15 protein-coding genes are annotated in these 18,562 nt (G+C 67.7%); 7 read left to right on the top strand and 8 right to left on the bottom strand.

All coding sequences use genetic code 11. From position 1 onward, the window contains the following. Positions 1-6: 6 nt before the first annotated feature. From QMG73_RS39295 to QMG73_RS39275, 5 genes are all read left to right on the top strand, one after another. Positions 7-891, top strand: coding sequence for a S66 peptidase family protein (locus QMG73_RS39295; RefSeq protein ID WP_281904204.1), 885 nt, complete (start codon positions 7-9; stop codon positions 889-891). Then, positions 891-1,526: an LD-carboxypeptidase gene (locus tag QMG73_RS39290; protein ID WP_281904202.1), complete on the top strand. Its 636-nt coding sequence runs from the start codon at positions 891-893 to the stop codon at positions 1,524-1,526. Before QMG73_RS39295 ends, QMG73_RS39290 begins: the two co-directional genes overlap by 1 nt. Before the next feature lie 81 nt (positions 1,527-1,607). Next, the gene (locus QMG73_RS39285; RefSeq protein ID WP_281904199.1) at positions 1,608-1,994 is read left to right on the top strand and encodes a hypothetical protein; all 387 of its coding nucleotides are present in this window, start codon (positions 1,608-1,610) and stop codon (positions 1,992-1,994) included. Beyond that, positions 1,991-2,923, top strand: a complete 933-nt coding sequence (locus QMG73_RS39280) for an NAD-dependent epimerase/dehydratase family protein (protein WP_281904197.1) — start codon at positions 1,991-1,993, stop codon at positions 2,921-2,923. The genes QMG73_RS39285 and QMG73_RS39280 overlap by 4 nt, the downstream gene beginning before the upstream one ends. 118 nt (positions 2,924-3,041) lie before the next feature. Continuing rightward, positions 3,042-4,922: a glycosyl hydrolase 53 family protein gene (locus tag QMG73_RS39275; protein WP_281904195.1), complete on the top strand. Its 1,881-nt coding sequence runs from the start codon at positions 3,042-3,044 to the stop codon at positions 4,920-4,922. A 94-nt stretch (positions 4,923-5,016) separates the two neighbouring features. Here the strand turns inward: QMG73_RS39275 and QMG73_RS39270 are convergent, their stop codons facing one another. The 4 genes from QMG73_RS39270 to QMG73_RS39255 all read right to left on the bottom strand — a co-directional run bounded on the left by QMG73_RS39270 (position 5,017) and on the right by QMG73_RS39255 (position 11,314). Next, a complete protein-coding gene (locus tag QMG73_RS39270) occupies positions 5,017-7,164 on the bottom strand; it encodes a family 43 glycosylhydrolase (protein WP_281904194.1) in 2,148 nt (715 codons plus the stop codon). 15 nt (positions 7,165-7,179) lie between these two features. Beyond that, on the bottom strand, positions 7,180-8,913 hold the full coding sequence (locus QMG73_RS39265; protein ID WP_281904192.1) for a right-handed parallel beta-helix repeat-containing protein: 1,734 nt from the start codon (positions 8,911-8,913) through the stop codon (positions 7,180-7,182). Continuing rightward, positions 8,910-10,133 carry a cellulose binding domain-containing protein gene (locus QMG73_RS39260; RefSeq protein ID WP_281904190.1) on the bottom strand — a complete coding sequence of 408 codons (1,224 nt, stop codon included), beginning with the start codon at positions 10,131-10,133 and terminating at the stop codon, positions 8,910-8,912. Before QMG73_RS39260 ends, QMG73_RS39265 begins: the two co-directional genes overlap by 4 nt. A gap of 206 nt (positions 10,134-10,339) precedes the next feature. Then, on the bottom strand, positions 10,340-11,314 hold the full coding sequence (locus QMG73_RS39255; RefSeq protein WP_281904188.1) for a PaaX family transcriptional regulator: 975 nt from the start codon (positions 11,312-11,314) through the stop codon (positions 10,340-10,342). 189 nt (positions 11,315-11,503) lie between these two features. Here QMG73_RS39255 and QMG73_RS39250 point away from each other — a divergent pair, with 189 nt between their 5' ends. Next, positions 11,504-12,928, top strand: coding sequence for a BNR repeat-containing protein (locus QMG73_RS39250; RefSeq protein ID WP_281904187.1), 1,425 nt, complete (start codon positions 11,504-11,506; stop codon positions 12,926-12,928). Positions 12,929-12,998: 70 nt separating this feature from the next. Here the strand turns inward: QMG73_RS39250 and QMG73_RS39245 are convergent, their stop codons facing one another. Beyond that, entirely contained in the window at positions 12,999-13,820 is an 822-nt protein-coding gene (locus QMG73_RS39245) for an aldo/keto reductase (protein WP_281904185.1), read from the bottom strand. A 118-nt stretch (positions 13,821-13,938) separates the two neighbouring features. Between QMG73_RS39245 and QMG73_RS39240 the strand changes: the two genes are divergently transcribed. Further along, the gene (locus QMG73_RS39240; RefSeq protein ID WP_281904184.1) at positions 13,939-14,835 is read left to right on the top strand and encodes a helix-turn-helix transcriptional regulator; all 897 of its coding nucleotides are present in this window, start codon (positions 13,939-13,941) and stop codon (positions 14,833-14,835) included. 465 nt (positions 14,836-15,300) lie between these two features. Here QMG73_RS39240 and QMG73_RS39235 read toward each other — a convergent pair whose 3' ends face one another. Genes QMG73_RS39235 through QMG73_RS39225 form a run of 3 tightly spaced genes read right to left on the bottom strand, consistent with a single transcriptional unit; the run spans position 15,301 to position 18,505 of the window. Beyond that, positions 15,301-16,203 (bottom strand): carbohydrate ABC transporter permease, encoded by a 903-nt coding sequence (locus tag QMG73_RS39235; protein ID WP_281904183.1) that lies wholly within the window; start codon positions 16,201-16,203, stop codon positions 15,301-15,303. Further along, positions 16,200-17,156 (bottom strand): carbohydrate ABC transporter permease, encoded by a 957-nt coding sequence (locus QMG73_RS39230; protein WP_281904181.1) that lies wholly within the window; start codon positions 17,154-17,156, stop codon positions 16,200-16,202. The genes QMG73_RS39235 and QMG73_RS39230 overlap by 4 nt, the downstream gene beginning before the upstream one ends. Continuing rightward, on the bottom strand, positions 17,156-18,505 hold the full coding sequence (locus tag QMG73_RS39225; RefSeq protein WP_281904178.1) for an ABC transporter substrate-binding protein: 1,350 nt from the start codon (positions 18,503-18,505) through the stop codon (positions 17,156-17,158). The genes QMG73_RS39230 and QMG73_RS39225 overlap by 1 nt, the downstream gene beginning before the upstream one ends. Positions 18,506-18,562: the final 57 nt, after the last annotated feature.

The raw sequence follows: 18,562 nt of genomic DNA, 5'->3' as shown, positions 1-18,562 counted from the left end.
CGGCGGATGCGGTGCCCCAGACTGCGGCCCGGCGACCGCGTACGTGTGCTGTCGCCGGCCAGTTTTCCCGACCAGGCGTGGGCCGACCACGTCATGGACACGCTTGCCGGTTGGGGCTTGCGACCCGAGCTCGGCAAGCACGCCCTTGACCGGCACGGTTTCCTGGCCGGCACCGACCGGGACCGCCTCGCCGACCTCAACGACGCCCTGCGCGACCCGGGTGTGCGGGCGGTCGTCACCGCCATGGGCGGCGCGGGGGCGTACCGGATCGTCGACGGCCTCGACCTTGCCGCCGTACGCGCTGACCCGAAGCCGATCGTGGGTTTCAGCGACATCACCAACCTGCACCTCGCGCTCTGGGCCGCCACCGGGCTGGCCGGTGTGCACGGCTGCGTGGGCCCCGGCGGGCGCACCGACGAGTCGTGCCGCCGGCTGCTGTTCGACACCGAGCCGATCACCCTGCACGCCGATCCGTCCCCGGTGACCGTCGCGGGCAGGGCGACCGGGGTACTCGTCGGAGGCTCGGTCGGCGCGGTGAGCAACTTCCTCGGCGCCGGGCTGCCCCGGCTCGACGGGGTGATCCTGTGCCTGGAAGGGCCGCAGAACCCGCACTTCGACCGCCTGCTGTGGGGCATGCTGCGCGCCGGGGTGCTCGCCGGGATCCGCGGGTTCGCGATCGGAGACCTGCCCGGCCTGGATCCAGACGTCGACCGGCCGGGCCCTGATCAGGCGGTGACCGTCATCCGCGAACGGCTGGGCGGCCTCGGCGTGCCGATCCTCGGCGGGCTGCCGTTCGGGCATCGCACCGACCAGATCTGCCTACCGCTGGGCGTGACCGCGACGATGGATACGCACGCGGGCACGCTCACCGTCGAATCACCGGTGTACTGATGAACGCGGCCCAACTCAATCAAGCCCTGCGGGATCCGGCGGTCCGCACGATCGCCCTCGACGCCGACCACCGCGTCCTCGACGGCCTCGACCTGGACGCCGTACGCGCGGACCCCAAACCCATCATCGGCGCCGGCGCGACCACCTTCGTGCACATGGAGCTGTGGCGCGAGTGCGGCCTGGCCGGCTACCACGGCGAAGGTGCGATCCCGCCCGGCCCGCGGCGGCTCACCGGCCAGACCTGGGTCACCGGCCGAGCCGAGGGTGTCCTGCTCGGCGGCAGCCTCGGCCCGCTGCGCGCCATGATCGGCGCCGGCCTGCCGAGTCTCGACGGCGCGATCCTGCTGCTCACCGGCGAACGCACCCAGGGCCTCGGCCAGGTCGACCGGCAACTCACCCACCTGATCCGCGCGGGCGCCTTCGCGGGCGTGCGCGCGGTCGCGGTCGGCCTGTTCACCGGCTTCGACGGCCTGGTGGACCGCGACTGGACCCTCACCGACGTACTCACCGACCACCTGTGCGCCCTCGGAGTGCCGGTACTGGCCGACCTGCCGATCGGCGCCGGACACCCGCCTGTCCCCATCGGCCTCCCCGCCGTCCTCGACGCGACCGGCGCCACACTCTCGATCGACTAGCGTCGAACTATAACCAGGGGTTATCGCAGCGATTCGATCTTTCGCGTTGTTCGGCCCCGATGGCCGGGCGATCGTTGTTCCATGACGGTGAGAGGCAAATCAATACCCATCGTGGTGGGCGTGCTGGTGAGCGCGGCCAGCATGTTGGTTTTCGGTTTCTGGGCGCTGCTGTCGCCCTCCAGCTTCATCGACTATGTGAACTACCACCCCCTCAACGAACATCTGGTACACGACGCCGGCGCCTTCCAGATCGGTATCGGCGCCGCTCTGCTGTTCGCCCTGGTCTGGTCGGACGCACTCGTGGTCGCGATGGCGGGTTTCGCGGTGGCCAGCGCCATCCACACGATGACCCACTACGTAGACCGTCACATGGGCGGCCACGACACCGACGTACCGATCCTCAGCACCATCACCCTGATCGCCGTCACCACCATCGCCCTGCGCCTGCGAAAGAAGGCCACACCATGAAGATTCTGCTCGCCGGCGCCACCGGCGCGATCGGCCGCCCACTTGTCACGGCGCTACGCGCGCAAGGCCACGAGGTACTGGCCCTCACCCGCAACGCCACCGCCCGGGTACCGGGTGCCCGGACAGTGGTCGCCGATGTCCTGGACCGGGACGCTCTGCTCAAAGCGGTGGACCCGATCTCAGCCGACGTGGTCATCCACCAACTCACCGCGTTGAGCAAACCACCGGCCAGGTACGCCGACATGGACATGACCAACCGGCTGCGCACCACCGGCACCGCCCACCTGCTACAGGCCGCGCAGGCCGTGGGCGCTCGCCGCTTCCTGACCCAGTCGATGGTGCCCGGCTACGGATACACCGACCACGGCAGCCGCGTCCTCACCGAGAACGACCCCTTCGGACGCCAGCGCGAAGGCAAGACCGCGCCGATCGTGGCCGCCATGCAATCCACCGAGCAACAGGTACTCACCGCGGACGGCATCGAAGGCATTGCCTTGCGCTACGGCGCTTTCTACGGCCTGACCGGCTCCGAAGCCCTCATCACCGCGCTTCGAGCCGGCAAACTGCCGATACCCAAGGACGGCGGCAGGATCATGTCGTGGATCCACCTGTCCGACGCCGCCGCGGCCACGGTGGCCGCCATGAACAAAGGCACAGCCGGCCAGGCCTACAACATCGTCGACGACGAACCCACCACCTGGGGCCAGATGATCACCGAGCACGCCAAAACAGCGGGCACCAAGCCGCCCAAACGCCTGCCCGACTGGCTCATCCGGCTCGCCGCACCCTACTTCGCCGTCCTCATGATCGACACGAACCTGCGGGCATCCAACGCCAAAGCCAAAACCGAGCTGGGTTGGAAACCGGAACTGCCCACCTACCGCGAAGGCGTACGCGCGCCTCGTACCAGCGCGCTCATGGCGCCATAGCTCTTGGAATAGATCGTCCATCGTCCTTCTTCGACGGTTGACGGTGCTGCTGCATCGGTTAGTGTTCCTGTCGGACGCACAACTGTCAATCGATGCATGCAAGATCCAGGAGGTACCGGTGAAACGATTCATGACCATTTCGGCGCTCGCCGCCCTGGCCGGCGCGGGGTTACTGGTGAATCCCGCGCCGGCACGGGCGACCTTCGGGACCGCGGACATCAAACCGATCGAAAGCAACATCGCCGCCAAGTTCTGGGCTTCGGCGACGGCAAGCAGCGGTACGTCCACCGCCCGGCTCGCCATCGACGGCGACCCGACCACCTCGTGGTACGCCGACAATCCTCGTGCCCGGCAGCGGCTGACCGTCGACCTGGGCGGCGCGTACGACAACCTGCGCAAGGTCAAGGTGGTGTTCGCGGAGCGCGGCATGGCGTATCGGTACGCGGTCGAGGCGTCGCCCGACGGTCGCCGGTGGAAGACGATCGCCGACAAATCCCGCAACCGAAACGTCTCGCGCGGAGCGGTGCACCTGTTCACCCGCCCGGATACCCGCTTCGTCCGGCTCACGGTCGAGGGTGTGCCGGGCCGCGCCAGGATCGGCGTCAGCGAGATCCAGGTCTTCAACTATCTGCGCGACGACCTCACCCTCGGCGCCGACATGTCCTGGGTGGACGATTTCCAGACCCGCCAGTACTGGGTCGATCCCCTGGCCGCCGATCGTGGCGCCGGGCCACACCTGCTCGACGTGGCGAAGGATCGCGGCATGGAGTACGCCCGGCTCCGGATATTCAACGAGCCCAGGAACGAGAGCACCGGCGCGCTGACGCCCATCCCCCGCCAGGGCCCGGAACGCTCGCTGGAGTCGGCACGGTCCATAAAGGACCGCCTCATGGGCCTCGGCATCGACTTCCACTACGCGGACTCCTGGGCGGACCCGAGCAAGCAACCCAAGCCGCGCGCCTGGGCCGAGCTGGAGTTCGACGAGCTGAGCAAGGCGGTGTACGACTTCACCGCTGACTACCTGCGCCGCTTGAGGAAGCAGGGCACCACGCCGGACAAGGTCGCCGTCGGCAACGAAATCATCAACGGCTTCATGTATGGCAGCGAGGCGTCCCTGATCGGCACGACGAACCCGCCCTACTTCGTCAACCAGGCCGACGTGTACCAGTCCAAGCCCGGCGGCGGCCTGCTGTGGCGGTACTGGGGCTCGACGGACCCGGTCGAGCAACGGCTCTACGACGAGGCGTGGGACCGGTTCACCACCCTCGCCGCGTCCGGGATCAAGGCCGTCCGCGACGCGTCTCCGAAGTCCAAAGTGGAGATCCATGTCATCGTCGGGCCGAACCGGCTCGCCAAGACCATGGAGTTCTGGCACCAGTTCCTCACGCGGGTGAAGGCGAAGGGCCAGAACCCCGATGTGCTCACGATCTCCTACTACCCCGAGTGGCACGGCACCCCCGAGGCTCTCGAGCTCAACCTGCACACGATGGCGACCACGTACCCCGACTACGAGATCGACGTCGCGGAGACCTCGTACCCCGCATCCGGCGGCGACGGTTCACCAATGCCCAATTCACCATTCCCCCGCACCATCCAGGGCCAGGCGGACGCGATCCAGCGTGTCTTCCAGACCGCCAACGACGTGGTGAACAACCAGGGCACCGGCGTACTGGTTTGGGAACCAGCGGGCTTCCAGACGATGTTCCGGGCCGTGCCCGAGCTGCCCAACACCTGGGAGCCGCACGCGTCTGTCAACGTCTACAACGCCAGCCGCGCCAAGCACGTCCTCGAAGACACCGTCTACATCGGTACCTCGGTGCGTTGGGCTCCGGAGCTGCCGGCCGCCGTCCGCGTGCTCACCACCGCGAACAGGTCCGTCACCACCATCCCGGTCCGCTGGGACGCGCTGCCGCCGGGCGCGACCGACGCGCCCGGCGAGGTGATCGTCACCGGCACGACGACTCTCGGCCCGGTCACCGCGGTCATCGACGTCATCTGACGGCAGAAACGTTGTTTGCCAGCGCGTCCGCGGATGGCTGGCCCGGACAGCCGGGCCGCGGACGCGCTGGCCTTCCCAGGGTGAGGTCGAGACGTCAGGCGGCGCCGACGTCGAGGGAGTCGATGTTCGGTAGCCCTTCGGCGGCGGTGGGACTGAGCTGGATGGTGTTGCTGCCGGCGTTGAGCGATGCGGTGAGGTTCTTGGTGACCCAGGTCGTCCACCCGCCGGTGCCCTCGAACGCCACCGTCGCCACCGTCGCGCCGTTGACGATCAGATTCGCTGCCCGCGCGGTGGTCGTGCCGTTGGCGAACCGCACTCCCAACGTCCGGGAACCGGCCGCCGCCGCGTTCACGGTGAACTGCGCGTACGCGCCGGCCGCGTTGTTGGCGTTGCAGAATCCGCTACCGGTGAAGCCGGTGTGGTTGGAGTCGATGGTGCCTTGGCACACCGCCGGCGCGGTCTCCGCCTCGTACCGCTGCCCCACCGGCGGCGTCGGGTCGTCGCCGGATGTCTTGACGAGTGCGAGGTCGTCGACGGCGAGGACTCCGTTGCTGGTTCGGACGGTTACCGTGGCGGTGCCGGCGGACAGGGGGATGTCGGCCAGTTCCCGGCGGGTCCAGCCGCTTGACGCTGGGATGTTGAGGGTGCGTGTGGCGCCGCTGGCGTCGGTGACGGTCATCTGCGCGCCGCTGAGCGACCCGCTGGTCCGGGCGTACAGCGACATCCGGTAGGTTCCGGCCGGTACCGTGATCTGCTGCCGCACGCCGGCCGATCCGGAGCCGACCTGCAGCGCGAAGCGGCTGCCGTTCGCGCCGGGGCTGATGTTGGTCACGCTGCCGCCCGTGTTTGTCCACCCGGTCAGGGTGGACACGGTGACGCGGTCGGCCTGGAAGTTCGGGTTGAGGATGTAGTTGTTCTGCGGTCCGACGCGCCATTCTCCGGTGGTGGCGTTGAACTGCCACTGGCTCACCGAGTGGAACTGCGGCCGGGCACCGGACTTGGTGATGGGTACCCACTGGTTGTAGCCGATGCCGTTCCAGGCGAAGTCGGCCCACCGGTCGCCGGCGTAGACGACGGTGGTCTGCTTGGTGCCCTTGACGGTCACGAAGAAGCCGGTCTGGGTCACGTGGCTGTAGTCCAGCTCGGTCCCCGCGAGGGTGTACTCGCTGGTGTAAGCGCCCTGGACGTTGCTCGTGGTCGACTCGATGACATGGTTGACCGAGGTGTTCCAGCCGTGCAGGTCCGACGCGGCGTGGTAGTACTTGCCATCGAGCTTGAACATGGCGTTGCCCTCACGACCGGAGGACTGGCGACCGATCTCCACCGCCGGTTCGATGCGCAGCGAGTCGGACTCCCTCAGCTTGGCGACGAAGGCGCGGGAGCGCCCGGACCGGTTGGAGAAGATCAGGTAGTCCTTGCCGTTGTCGTCGGTGAAGACGGTCTGGTCTCCGGTGCCCGTCGTGGGTGAGTTGACGACCTGGTTCTGGTAGTAGGCGTAGTCGAAGGTGTCGGTTGGCGAATCGCCCTGCAGGATCAGCACCCCGTTGCCGTCGCCGCCCAGCGATGGCAGATACACCTGGGTGACCAGCACGTACTTGCCGGTGTTCTCGTTGTACGACACGCCCATCCGCCCCACCCAGCCGGCCTGGCCGAGGGTGGTGTTGTTGGCCAGCCTGGTCGAGCCGGTGGCGACCCGGTTCTCGAACTTCCAGTTCACCAGGTCCCTGGAGGAGTACACCGGGATCGACACGAACGACACCTCGTTGTCGTACTTCCTCGTCGGGTTGGCCCGGTAGCTTTCCGCACCCCGGTAGTGCACCCCGTACCAGTAGTAGGTGTCGCCGAACTTGAAGACGCCGCCACCCTGCGAGTAGATGGGGTTGCCGCTGGTGTCGTTCCAGAACGTGTTGTTCGTGATGGTCTGGAACGTGCCCTCGTCGGCGGCCTCCAGGTCGGCGGCGGCATTCATGAGGCCCGTCTTGGCGCCGGCGACCTGCGACGTACTCGCCGACGCGTTGCCGGCGACACCGGCCGCGGCGGTCAACGCCTTGGCGAAGGGCGCCCAGGATTCTGCGGTGTACCTGCTCGGAACGCGGGTTCGATAGTCGGTGACCAGAGTCTGGAGGCCGCCCGCCGCGGCCGCGTCGCCGGTCGTGGTCTCGGCCGCGGCGAAGCGGTTCGCCACCGCGACCGACGCCAACAGCAGTGCGGCGACGAGTAGTACGCCTGATTTACGCTTCATGACTCCTGCCTTCGCTCAGATTTCTAGATAGTCCACATTGGGCAGTCCGGCTGGCGTCGTTGGATCCAACCGGATGGTGTTGCCGCCGGCGTTCAGCGACACGGTCACGCGTTCGGTGACCCACGCCGTCCAAGCGCCCGTTGGTGGGAACGACACCGTCTGCAGGATGGTCCCGTTGACGATGAGATTGGCTGGTCGTGCGGTGCTCGCACCGTTGGCGAACCGGATGCCGATCGTCGCGGTGCCCGCGGCGGTCCTGTTGACGGTGAATTCGGCGTACGCGCCGGTCGCGTTGTTGGCGTTGCAGAAGCCAGCACCGGAGTAGCCGCCATGGTTTGAATCGATGGTGCCTTGGCATACCGCGGGTGCGGTTTCGGCTTCGAGGCGGCCGGTGGTCGGTGGCGGCGTCGATGTGCTGCCGGATTCGAACGCGCCGAGGTCCGGCGCCGTCCCGCTGTACGGCAGGCCGACGTTGACGCCTTTGTCGATGAGGGTGCTGTTCGCCGCAAGGCGTAGGTGGGGCAGTACGGGCAGGCTGCCGTCGGCCTGTCGGGGTGCGTCCCAGCCGGTCGTGGACACGCTCTGGAATTGGGCGTCAGACAGGGTGAGGCCCAGGTTCCAGGAGTTGTTCGACCCAGTCGTACCGGTCATGTTCGACGTGAGCGTGCCGGTGTAGGCGATGTTGTTGCGCAGGTTGCCGCGGCCGACGGCGGCGCCGCCCGGGTCGATGCCGAGCATGTTGAAGTCGGGGTTGTTGGCGTAGCTGGTGTTGTTGAGGTAGTCGTTGGCCACCGGATGGTGGTTGGAGTAGAACCCGGCCGCCTTGTTCAAAAACGCCACCGAGAACCGGACGGTGTGTTTGACCGCGCGAGCGTCGTAGTCGGCGCCGAACCCGCCCACCTTGAAACCAGCCCCGTTACCCGACGGCGTCGTCGTTCCCGGGCGGTATCCGTTGCGCCAGGACCATGAGTGTTCGATGGTGACCGGGGAGTAGGTGGTGATCAGGTCGTATCCGTCGTCGGCGTTCCACCATGCGCGGCAGCCGCGGAACACATTCGACGCGAGCCCGGCGGGGGTGTAGTGCGAGCCGAACCCGTCGGCGTTCTCGCCTGGCCCGTCTGAGCTGCGGGGGTCGTAGTTGTCGTGGGAGTCGGTGTTGAGCACGAGGTTGCCGGCGCCGCCGTTGATGAACAGGCCGGTGCCCATGATGTGGTGGATGTTCAGCTGTTCGAAGGTGTTGTTGCTGCCGGTGATCCGCAGCCCCCAGGATTCGGCGTTGAGCGTGTTGTTCTGCGGCACCCCGACGACCTCCAGCCCTTTGAGGTGCAGGTAGCTGCCGCTGACACCGAAGCCCCTGATCCGGCAGTCGTCGGTCATCCGGGAGAAGTCGAAGACCGGTCGCTCACCCGGATGAGCCCAGTACCGGATGGGGTTGCCGGAGCTGCCGCTCTTGTTGAGTGTGATCGCGTCGACCTGGGCGGTCCGGCTGGCGCAGGTGGTGTTGGCGCGGGTGTAGGCGTAGGTGCCGCCACGCAGGTAGACGGTGTCACCGGCCTGGGCGGCGGTCTGCGCGCGGGCGATCGACGCCCACGGCGCCGCCTGCGTACCCGCCGCACTGTCACTGCCGGTCGGCGCCACGTAATACGTCAGCCCAGCGGCCGCGTCGCTGCCGGTCGCCGAAACCGCGACCACGACGACAGGACTCAACAGTGCCGCCGACATCAGAAGGGCACGGGCGGTTTTCATCATGGCGTGGTCGCAGTCAGAGAGGGAGTCGACGGTGTGCCCGTCGCGGTGAATCCGAAGGTGGTGGAGGCATTGGCTGCCAGCGATCCGTTGTATGTGGCGTTGCGAACCGTTATGGCCGAGCCGCTCGCGGTCAACGTGCCGTTCCAGAGCTGGCTGATGCTTTGGCCGCTGGCCAGGCTCCACCGGACGGTCCAGCCGTTGATCGGTGAGTTGCCCGCCGTCACCGTCACCTCGGCCTGGTAGCCACCCTGCCAGCTGTTGACGGTGCGGTAGCTGGCACTGACCGCGCCGCCGGGTGCCGGGGTCGTCGGCGGCGGCGTGCTCGGCGGTGCCGTGGTCGCCGGTGCCGAGGTCGTGGGCGTGCCCAGCTGGGCTTCCCATCGGGTGCTGGAGCTGGCCGCGTCCGATGGCAGGCGGTCACGGGCAGCGGTGTCGCCGTACATGCTCCAACGTGCCCAGTCCACCACCGTGGCGGGGAAACGGCTGTTACTCCAGAAACTGGTGTGGCTGCCACCGACGAAGGTCAGGAACGCCTTGGGCGTGGGCATCTCCGAGTACGCCTGCCGGGCCGAGGAGTACTGCGTGAGATCGTCACGGTCGCCGTGGACGAACAGCACCTTGGCTCGGACCGAGCTGGCCGGGTTTCCCATGTCCACACAGGACTGTGGGTTGGCGGAGACGATCCGGCTGTCCGGCCAGGAGGTCAGCAGGCCGTGGGTGGTCATGCCGCCCAGCGAGTGACCCGACACGCCCACACCGATACCCGTGTCGATGTGCCCGGCCAGCGGCCCGCTCCCGTTGAGGGCAAGGGTTCGGGTCAGGATCTCCGACACGTCCCGGGAGGTGTTGCCGTTGTTGACGTCGGCGAAGTTGTGCTGAAAATGCGGCGCCGGAACGATGAAGCCCGCCGCCGCCAACGCCCGGATGATGAACAGCGAGTTCTGCGGGCTGCTGTCGTACCCGTGCGTGAAGTTGTAGATCGGGAAAACGCCCGCCGCGACCGGAGCGTCCGTGACCGGGTTCCCACCCGGGTTGCCGGTCGCCGGGTAGTACACATACGTGGTGCACGGACGGCTACCCCGCGTCCAGTTGTACCGCCGCACTCCCACCGCGAACGGCGTGGTCGGCGCCGTGTCCAGGACGCTCACGGGCGCCGCCTGCGCCTGCCACGTACCAACCACGGCCGTACCGCCAACGGCCGCGGCTCCCGCAGCGCTCAATCGAAGGAACGTACGTCGCTGCATCAACACGATCACTCCTTGCGTGGGGTTCCGTCCTGCTGACAGGACCTGTGAGCGCTCCCATTGAGACGTATCAAGCAGTGTTACTGTCGGACACATACTTGTCAATCGATGATTTTCGACTTATGGAAGCCAGAAGGGCCGCCGCGCCGAAGCGCGGCGGCCCGTCGTGCGGGAAGCCGGCGTTATCGCGGCTCGGGTGGCGTGGTGGCCGACCCGGCCGCCATCTGGGCGACGGTGTGCGCCTGGATGCCCGGCCAGGGTCCTTCCGCCACGGTGGACACCACGGCGCGCACGTGGTCCTGCGCCGGCTCCAGGAGCCCGTCGTAGATCGCGACGAACACCTCCCGGGCGCGCCGGCGTGGCCAGTCCGGCGGCAGGAGCCGGACGGGCAGCATCGGATCCAGTACGGGGAAGCGGCGGTAGACGTCCATCACCTCCGTGCGGGTCCGTACCGCCGCGACACCGGTCACCTGCCCGGCGGCTATCCGCGGCAGCAGCGGACTCCACCGGTCGATGAACATCTCGTACTCCTTCGCGATGCCCGGCACATCCCATGCCTCGACCGGATCGCGGTCGACATCTGCCTGAAGGTCCAGGTGCTGGGCGCGAAACACCGTTACCGCGCCACGGGCCGCGGCCGCCAACTCCGCCCGTCCGGCCAGCGACAAAGGGTCCGGCGAGATCCACACACCGTCGTACAACGCAGCGTAGCCGTTCCAGCGCAGGTGCTCCCGCAGCGCCCGCCGCCGCGTGCTCTCCTGCTCGGGCATCGAGAAGACGACGACCGTCCAAGAGCCGTCCCACTGCTCCGAATCGGCGCCGATGGTGCCGATGGCGGTGCCGCCTCTCGACAGGTCGATCGCGGCTTCCCGGGTCAGGCGGTACGAGCTGAACCGCCCGTCTCGACTCCCCTCCAGGACGTCCCGCCGGGCCAGCCTGCTGATGGACGTCCTGGCCGCGCCGCTGGTGACGCCGAACTCGCCCATGAGGGCCACGATCGCCGCCGACGGCAGCCAGGCCCGGGTGCGGACGGTGTAGTCCGCGATCAGTGTCACGGCCAAGTCTTGCGCCGAAGTGCCCAACTGCCGGCGCCGGCGCCGAGGCCGTCCGCTGACGGCCTCGGGGAAGACCTCATCGATATCGAACGGGCGTACCACTGTGCGCTCCCGACGCGAGGGGGTCCATGGTGCCACCGACTGTAACCGGCAACCCAGGCAACGCGCGCCCTCGTCCACGCTCCAGGACACCGACTATGTCGAAGGGCATCGATTGACAGTCACTCGTTCGCCGAGAACACTATCTGGCACATCCACGAAACGGGCTGGCCTGAATCATGGGAGCACTCAATGCGTGACATCCGCAGATGCATCACCGCTTCCATCATCGCGGTGGGGCTCACCATCCCGGTCACCGTCGCCTCGGCGGGCAACGCCCTGGCGGCCGCGGGGCCAACGGTCACGCGATTGGCAGACACGCAGCTGGACCCGCAGGCGCTGTACTTCGTGTCGTACGACGGGATAGTGAACAACGCCTCGTACCAGCAGGACGGCATCCTCACCTTCGCCGGCTACCAGTACGCGGCGTGGTACACGGCCAGCCGCCGGGTCGTCGTCGCGCGCCGGCAGCTGCCGAGTGGGGCCTGGCAGACGCTGCAGCTTCCGCATTCGTTGACCGTCAACGACTCGCACAACTCCATCTCGCTCGGGGTGTCGCCGTCGGACGGCCGGTTACACCTGGCGATGGACACTCATGACAGCCGGGTCTTCTACGTCAAATCCGCGGCCGGCCTGCTGACCGAGGCCGGCTCCCGTAGCTGGGTGGCGAGCGCGTTCGGGCCGGTACAACGCACGCTCGACGGTCTGGAGTTGGGCTCCATCACGTATCCGCAGTTCGCCATCACCCCCGAACGCCGGCTGCAGCTCAGCTACCGCACCGGTGGCTCCGGTAACGGTACGAACGAACTCGCCGAGTACGACGGCTCCACCTGGCGCCACCTTGGCCGGTGGTCGTCGGCGACCGGCAACTGGAGCCAGCACGGCGCGACCAGCACGCGGCGCAACATGTACCTGCACGGCATCACGTACGGGTCGAACGGCCGGCTGCACGCCGCCTTCACCTGGCGCGAGCAGAACGCCGCGGTCATGTGCAACAGCGGTGGGCTCAGCAACCACGACACCGGCTATGTCTACAGCGACGACCGCGGCCGGACCTGGCGCAACAACGCCGGGCAGCAGGTCGGCACCACCAATGGCACCCTGGTGTCGGTCACCTCGCCGGGACACGTGGTCGATCCGCTGAACGCCGACCACGCCCTGATCAACCAGGAGAGCCAAGCCGTCGACTCCACCGGCCAGCCCCACGTGATCATCAGTTACGTGCCCGGCCGATTCACCCAGTGCGTCAACAACTTCACCAGCCAGCGCCGCTCCTCGGCGCGCGCGTTCCACCTCGTCCGCAACGCGCAGGGTGTGTGGCGCAAAATCGAGATCCCGGTGGCCTTGAACGCTTTCGGCCGGTCTCAGATCGTCTTCGACCGCGCCGACAACGCCTACGTCGTCCTGCCGTACGGGCGCATCGTCACCGCCAGCGCAGCCAGCGGCTGGACCGATTGGACCCTCCGGTTCGACGGATCCGGGTTGAACGCCTTCGGCGAAGTCGTCGTCGACCGCTCCCGAGCCCTCGTCGACGGCGTTCTGTCCATCATGTACCAGCGCCAGTCGAGCGGCACCACACCCTCGCCTGTTCGAGTAGTCGACTTCAGGCTCGGCTGACTCTCGGATCCACGCGATCGGGCCGGTCGAACGGGCCGCCGTGCCGAGGCGCGGCGGCCCGTCGTACGCGTTACAGGGTCGCGAACTGTTCTGCCGTAAGGGTGATGCCACTCGCCGCCATGTTCTGCTCCAGGTGGGCCACCGACGAGGTGCCGGGGATCGGCAGCATGACCGGCGAACGCCGCAGCAGCCAGGCCAGCGCGAGCTGCGCCGGGGTGGCGCCGGTCTGGGTGGACAGCGCGTCCAACGGCCCGCCGGGCTTCGCCAGCTCTCCGGTGGCGAGCGGGAACCACGGGATGAAGCCGATGCCCTCCGCCTCGCAGTACTCCAGTACCGCCTCGGACTGCCGGTTCGCCACGTTGTACAGGTTCTGCACGGTGGCGATCTGCACGTGCTCGCGGGCCTCCTTGATCTCCTCGACCGTCACCTCGGAGAGCCCGATGTGGCCGATCTTGCCCTCCTTCTGCAGCTCGGCGAAGACGCCCAGTTGGTCGGCGAGCGGGACGGTGGGGTCGATACGGTGCAGCTGGAACAGATCGATCCGCTCTACACCGAGGCGGCGCAGGCTCAGTTCCGCCTGCTGGCGCAGGTACTCCGGCCGCCCGACAGGCAACCACTCCCCGGGCCCTGGCCGGACCAGACCGGCCTTGGTGGCGACGACCACGTTGTCCGGGTACGGATGCAGTGCCTCCCTGATCAGTTCGTCGGCCACCTGCGGGCCGTACGCGTCCGCGGTGTCGATGAGCGTCACGCCGAGCTCGACCGCCCGGCGCAGCACCCGGATGGCCTCGTCGTGGTCGCGCGGCGGGCCCCACACGCCCGGCCCCGTGAGCTGCATCGCGCCGTAGCCGAGCCGGTTGACCGGCAGTTCCCCACCAATTGAAAACGTCATGCCATCAGCCTTGCCCCGCTCCGGCTCGCCAACCAGGCCACCGTCTTGGGTACGTACCCGTTTCCTACTACTGGCAGGGACCGGCTAACGCCGTAGTGAGCTGGGCATACTTGACGGCATGGTCGAGCAGACACGATCGGGCGCCCCAACGGGAGCCTCTCTGGATCGTCGCACGGAGCTGGGTCAGTTCCTGCGCACCCGCCGAGGCGCCCTGAAGCCGGAGGATCTGGGGCTGCACAGCTTCGGCCGGCGCCGCCGGGTGCCCGGACTGCGTCGCGAGGAGGTGGCCCAGGTGGCCGGCGTGTCCGTCGCCTACTACACCCGGCTGGAGCAGGGCCACAGCGACAACGTCTCCGCCGAGGTACTCGACGCCATCGCCCGCGCGCTGCGGCTCACCGAGGCCCAGCACGTCTACCTGACGCAGCTGGCGAAGCCGAAGCCCGACAAGAAGAAAGCGCCCTGCCCGCGTCCCCAGCACCTGCGCCCCGCCCTGCAGCAGCTGCTCGACGCGCTCGAGGTGCCGGCCTACGTGACCGGGCGACGCGCCGACATCCTGGGTTGGAACCGGCTCGCCGCCGCGCTCTTCGGAAACTGGGATGAGCTGCCGCCGCAGGAACGCAACTGGGCCCGACTCGTCTTCCTGTCACCCACGACGCGAAACGTGTTCGTCGACTGGGACGGCAAGGCGGCCGCCATCGTGAGCATGCTGCGCATGGACGCCAGTCGCTGCCCCGACGACCCCCTGCTGGCCGCCCTCGTCGGCGAGCTGTCGGTCAAGAGCGAGGAGTTCCGCCGCCTGTGGGCGGCGTACGAGTTGCGGCGCAAGAGCCACGGCAGCCTGCGGCTGACCCACCCCCTGGTCGGCGAGCTCGCCGTCTCGTACGAAATCCTCCACCTGCCCGACGACCCCGAGCTGGCAATGATCACCTACCACGCCGAACCCGGCTCCGCCTCCGCCGACGCCTTGCGCCTGCTCGCCAGCTGGGGCACCGACGCCACCACACCAATCCACTAGAGATCTTTCGGGGCCAGGGTTCGCCGACTCAGCCGGCCGCGCCGATCAAGGGCAAACACACGCGGTTCGATCTCAAAACCGCGTGCAAACGCCCTTGATCCACGCACATGGCCTTGATCGGCGCGGCGCCGGGGCCGGCGCGGCAAGCCCACAACCACGACCGACATCCGAGCTACCGCGACGCCCGCCGCGCACACGACCGCCGCTCCCGCGGCCTCACCCACCGCGCACCCACACCCCACGCGGGCCAAGCAACAAAATCCCCGATAATGCGGCTTCCGGCTGCCGCCGAGGCGACAAAAACAGGGTTCCTGCCGCCTCAGCCACGGCCGACCGCAAGGCGGCCGGACGGCGAGGCGGCGACAAGCGCAGAGCGCGACCACGCGCGGAGGGTGAGGCCGCGGGAGCAACGGCATGGCGCACGGCGGACGTCGCGGTAGCCCAATATCTCCTGAAATAGATCTACTAGCCCTTGACGCCCGAACCGAGTACGCCGCGGATGAAGTAGCGCTGCGCGAACAGGAAAATCACCAGGACAGGTATCACGTAGAGGGTCGCCGCGGCGGCCTGCACGGTCGCGTCAGGGTTGCCGTGCGGATCGAGGTAGAAAGCGGAGATGGCCACCGCCAGCGTGGTCTGGTCGGGGTTGAGCAGCAGCGCCGGCGCGATGTAGTCGCCCCAGGTCCACGTGAACGACAGCAGGAACGAGGTGAGGAGCACAGGCCGCGACAAGGGCAGGAAGATCTGTAGGAAGATCCGGCCGTAGCCGCAGCCGTCGACGATGGCCGCGTCCTCCAGTTCGGCGGGGATAGCCGCGAAGAACTGGCGGAACAGGAAGACCAGGAACGGCGAGGCGGCCAGGCCCCAGAGCACCCACGGCCAGTACGTGTTGACCAGCCCTGTCCGAGCGAAGATCACATAGGTCGGGATCAGGGTAAGGATCTGCGGCAGCATCATGGTCGACAGCAACACCACGAACAGCGGGCGCTTGCCGCGCCCGCGCAGCCGAGCGAAGCCGAAGCCGACAGCCGCGCTCGAGAACGTCACCAGCACCGCGTACAGGAACGACAGGAACAGCGAGTTCCCCAGGTACGCCGGAAAGTTGATCTCTGTGAACGCATCGGTGAAGTTTCCCCACCGCGGCGCCTCCGGGAGGATCTTCGGCGGGATGGCGACCCACTCCGCCTTCGTCTTCAGGGCAGCGAGCACCAGCCAGACGAACGGCCCGGCGAAGAGCACCGCCAGCCCCATCAACAACACGTACGTGCCAGCGGCGTTCACCCGGCGGCGGGCGACCGGCCGCCGGGCCGGCACCAGCGGGTCGGGCCTGGTCGCCGAGGGCGCGGCGGAATCACGGACAACGGTCATCGTTCTGCCTCGCTGTCGACCTGGTAGTGCACCCACAGCCGGCTGGATCGCTGCACCAGGAGCGTGATGGCCAGGATCACCAGGAAGAACACCCACAGCATGGCGGAGCCGTATCCGTACCGGCTGTTGGCGAAGAACTCCTGGTACACCTGCACCATGTACAGGTGGGTGCTCTGCGGCACCTGGGCCACCGAGCCCACCTGGCCGGTCTCGGCCAGCAGCAACGGCTGGATGACGATCTGAAATGACGCGATGATCCCGGTGACGACCTGGAAGAAGATGACCGGCGAGATCATCGGCACGGTGACGTGGCGAAACACGTGCCACCGGTTGGCGCCGTCGACGACCGCCGCCTCTTCCAGCTCGGCCGGCACGCCCTGCAGGGCGGCCAGCATGATGACCATGCCGCCGCCGAGGCCCCACAGGGTGAGAATGATCAGGGCGTAGAACGCGTTCGGGTCGACCAGCCAGGCAACGGGGCCGACGCTGAGCTTCTCCAGGATGGCGTTGAGGATGCCGGCGTTCCGGTTGAAGATCAGCTTCCACATGATCGCCATGGCGACCACCGGGACCACCGACGGCAGGAAGAAGATGGTGCGAAAGAGGCCGACGGCTTTCAGCCGCCGGTTGAGCAGCACCGCCAGGCCGAGACCGCCGGCCACCATGAGCGGCACACTGATGGCCGTGTACGCCAGCGTGCGAACCAGGCTGGCGATGGCGTCGGTGTCGCGCACGAGCTCGGTGTAGTTGCGCATGCCAACCCAGCGCCAGCGGTCGCTGATGCCGTTGAAGTTGGTGAAGCTGACCAGCAGCGCGTAGCCGAGCGGCAGTGCGGTCAGCAGCGCGAAGCCCAGGACCCAGGGCGAGACGAACAGATAGAACGTCCCACTCGAGTACCGCGACCAGCGCTGCCGCCCGCGTCGTGGCGCACCCGTCGTTGTCGTGGCGGCCACTAGCCGATCTGGTCCTTGCCCTGCTTCAGCAGCTTGTTCACCTCATTGGTGATGTCCTTGCACGCACCCTCGACGGTGGTCTCCTTCTTGATCGCCCGGGTGATGTGCTTGTTGAGCACGTCGATCCAGCTGCCGGTCATGTACGGCGAGTCCGGCAACGGCCCGGCGTGCTGCAGCTCGGCCTGGGCGGTCTCGTACGCCTGCTTCTGGTACGGCAGCTCCTGCGGAAGCAATGACAGCTGCGACTTCAGGCCCGGCATGCCCCAGCCGCTCTTGGCGCGCTCCTCGGACGGCGGCCCGGCCATGTAGTACTCCATGAGCTTCCACGCCGCGTCCTTGTGCCTGGCCTTGGCCGGGATGAACGCGCCCCAACCGACGTACGTGGGGCTGATCCGCTTGTCGCCCATGACCGGTGCGGGCGCCATCGCCACGTTGTTCTTGATCTCGTCGGCTTCCTTGACGAAGTTGCCGCCGTACCAGTAGCCGTCCTGGGTGATCGCCATCCGCTTGGCCAGGAACAGCGACAGGTCGGCGCCGTCCGGGACCGGGTCCAGCGAGGTCGGCCCGACGCCCGCCTGCGCGAAGTCGACGTACCACTGGATAGCGCGCCTGGCCTCCGGAGTGGTCATGTCGGTCTGGGTCAGATCGTCGTTGTAGACCTGGCCGCCCTGCTGAAGGATCATCATGTGGATCGGGGCCGACAGCCCCCACGCCCACTCGACGCCGAGGCCGTAGACCTGAGTCTTGCCGCCGCTCTTCTTCGTCAGCTTCTTCGCGATCTCCAGCAGTTCGTCGTACGAGACCGGCTCGGTCGGGCTCAACAGCGGAACCTTCGCCTGCTCGAACAGCGCCCGGTTGTACCAGAGCGTCGCGTCCTGGCTCCAGTCCTTGACGATCCCGTAGTACGGGCCTTGGCCGCTTCGCTTGCCGTCCCAGCGGAAGCCGTCGTTGACGGGAAGCAGGTCTTCCTTCTTCAGCACGGTGCTCTTGGCGAGGTACGGGTCGAGGTCGGTGGCGAGTTCCTGCGCGTTCCGGCTGGAGCTGCCGACCGCCGGCGCACGGACGAAGTCCGGCGGCTCGTTGGAGGCGAGCATCGCGTTGAGCCGCGTGTCGTCGAACTCGACAAAGTTGATTTTGATGCCTGGGTTCCGCGACTCGAAGTCGGCGATGTGTTCCTTGGTCAGCTCATTGGACTTGTACATGACGGTCAGCGTCACGGTCTTGCCGTCGCCGGACGAGTCGTCCGAGCTGGCGTCGCAGGCGCCGAGCAGCGGCACAGCCACCGCACCGCCAGCGGCGAGCGCCGTCCCGGTCAGGAAGCGGCGGCGGCTGATATGTCTATCGAGCATGCGAAGTCTCCTTCGTTAACCCGGCCGAAATCTGTGAGCGCTCACAGTGTTCGCCTC

Origin of the sequence: Phytohabitans aurantiacus (assembly GCF_027923225.1) — a bacterium.
Lineage (GTDB): Bacteria > Actinomycetota > Actinomycetes > Mycobacteriales > Micromonosporaceae > Phytohabitans > Phytohabitans aurantiacus.
The sequence above is the reverse complement of the archived record's forward strand: the minus strand, read 5'-3'. Positions and strand labels throughout refer to the sequence as shown.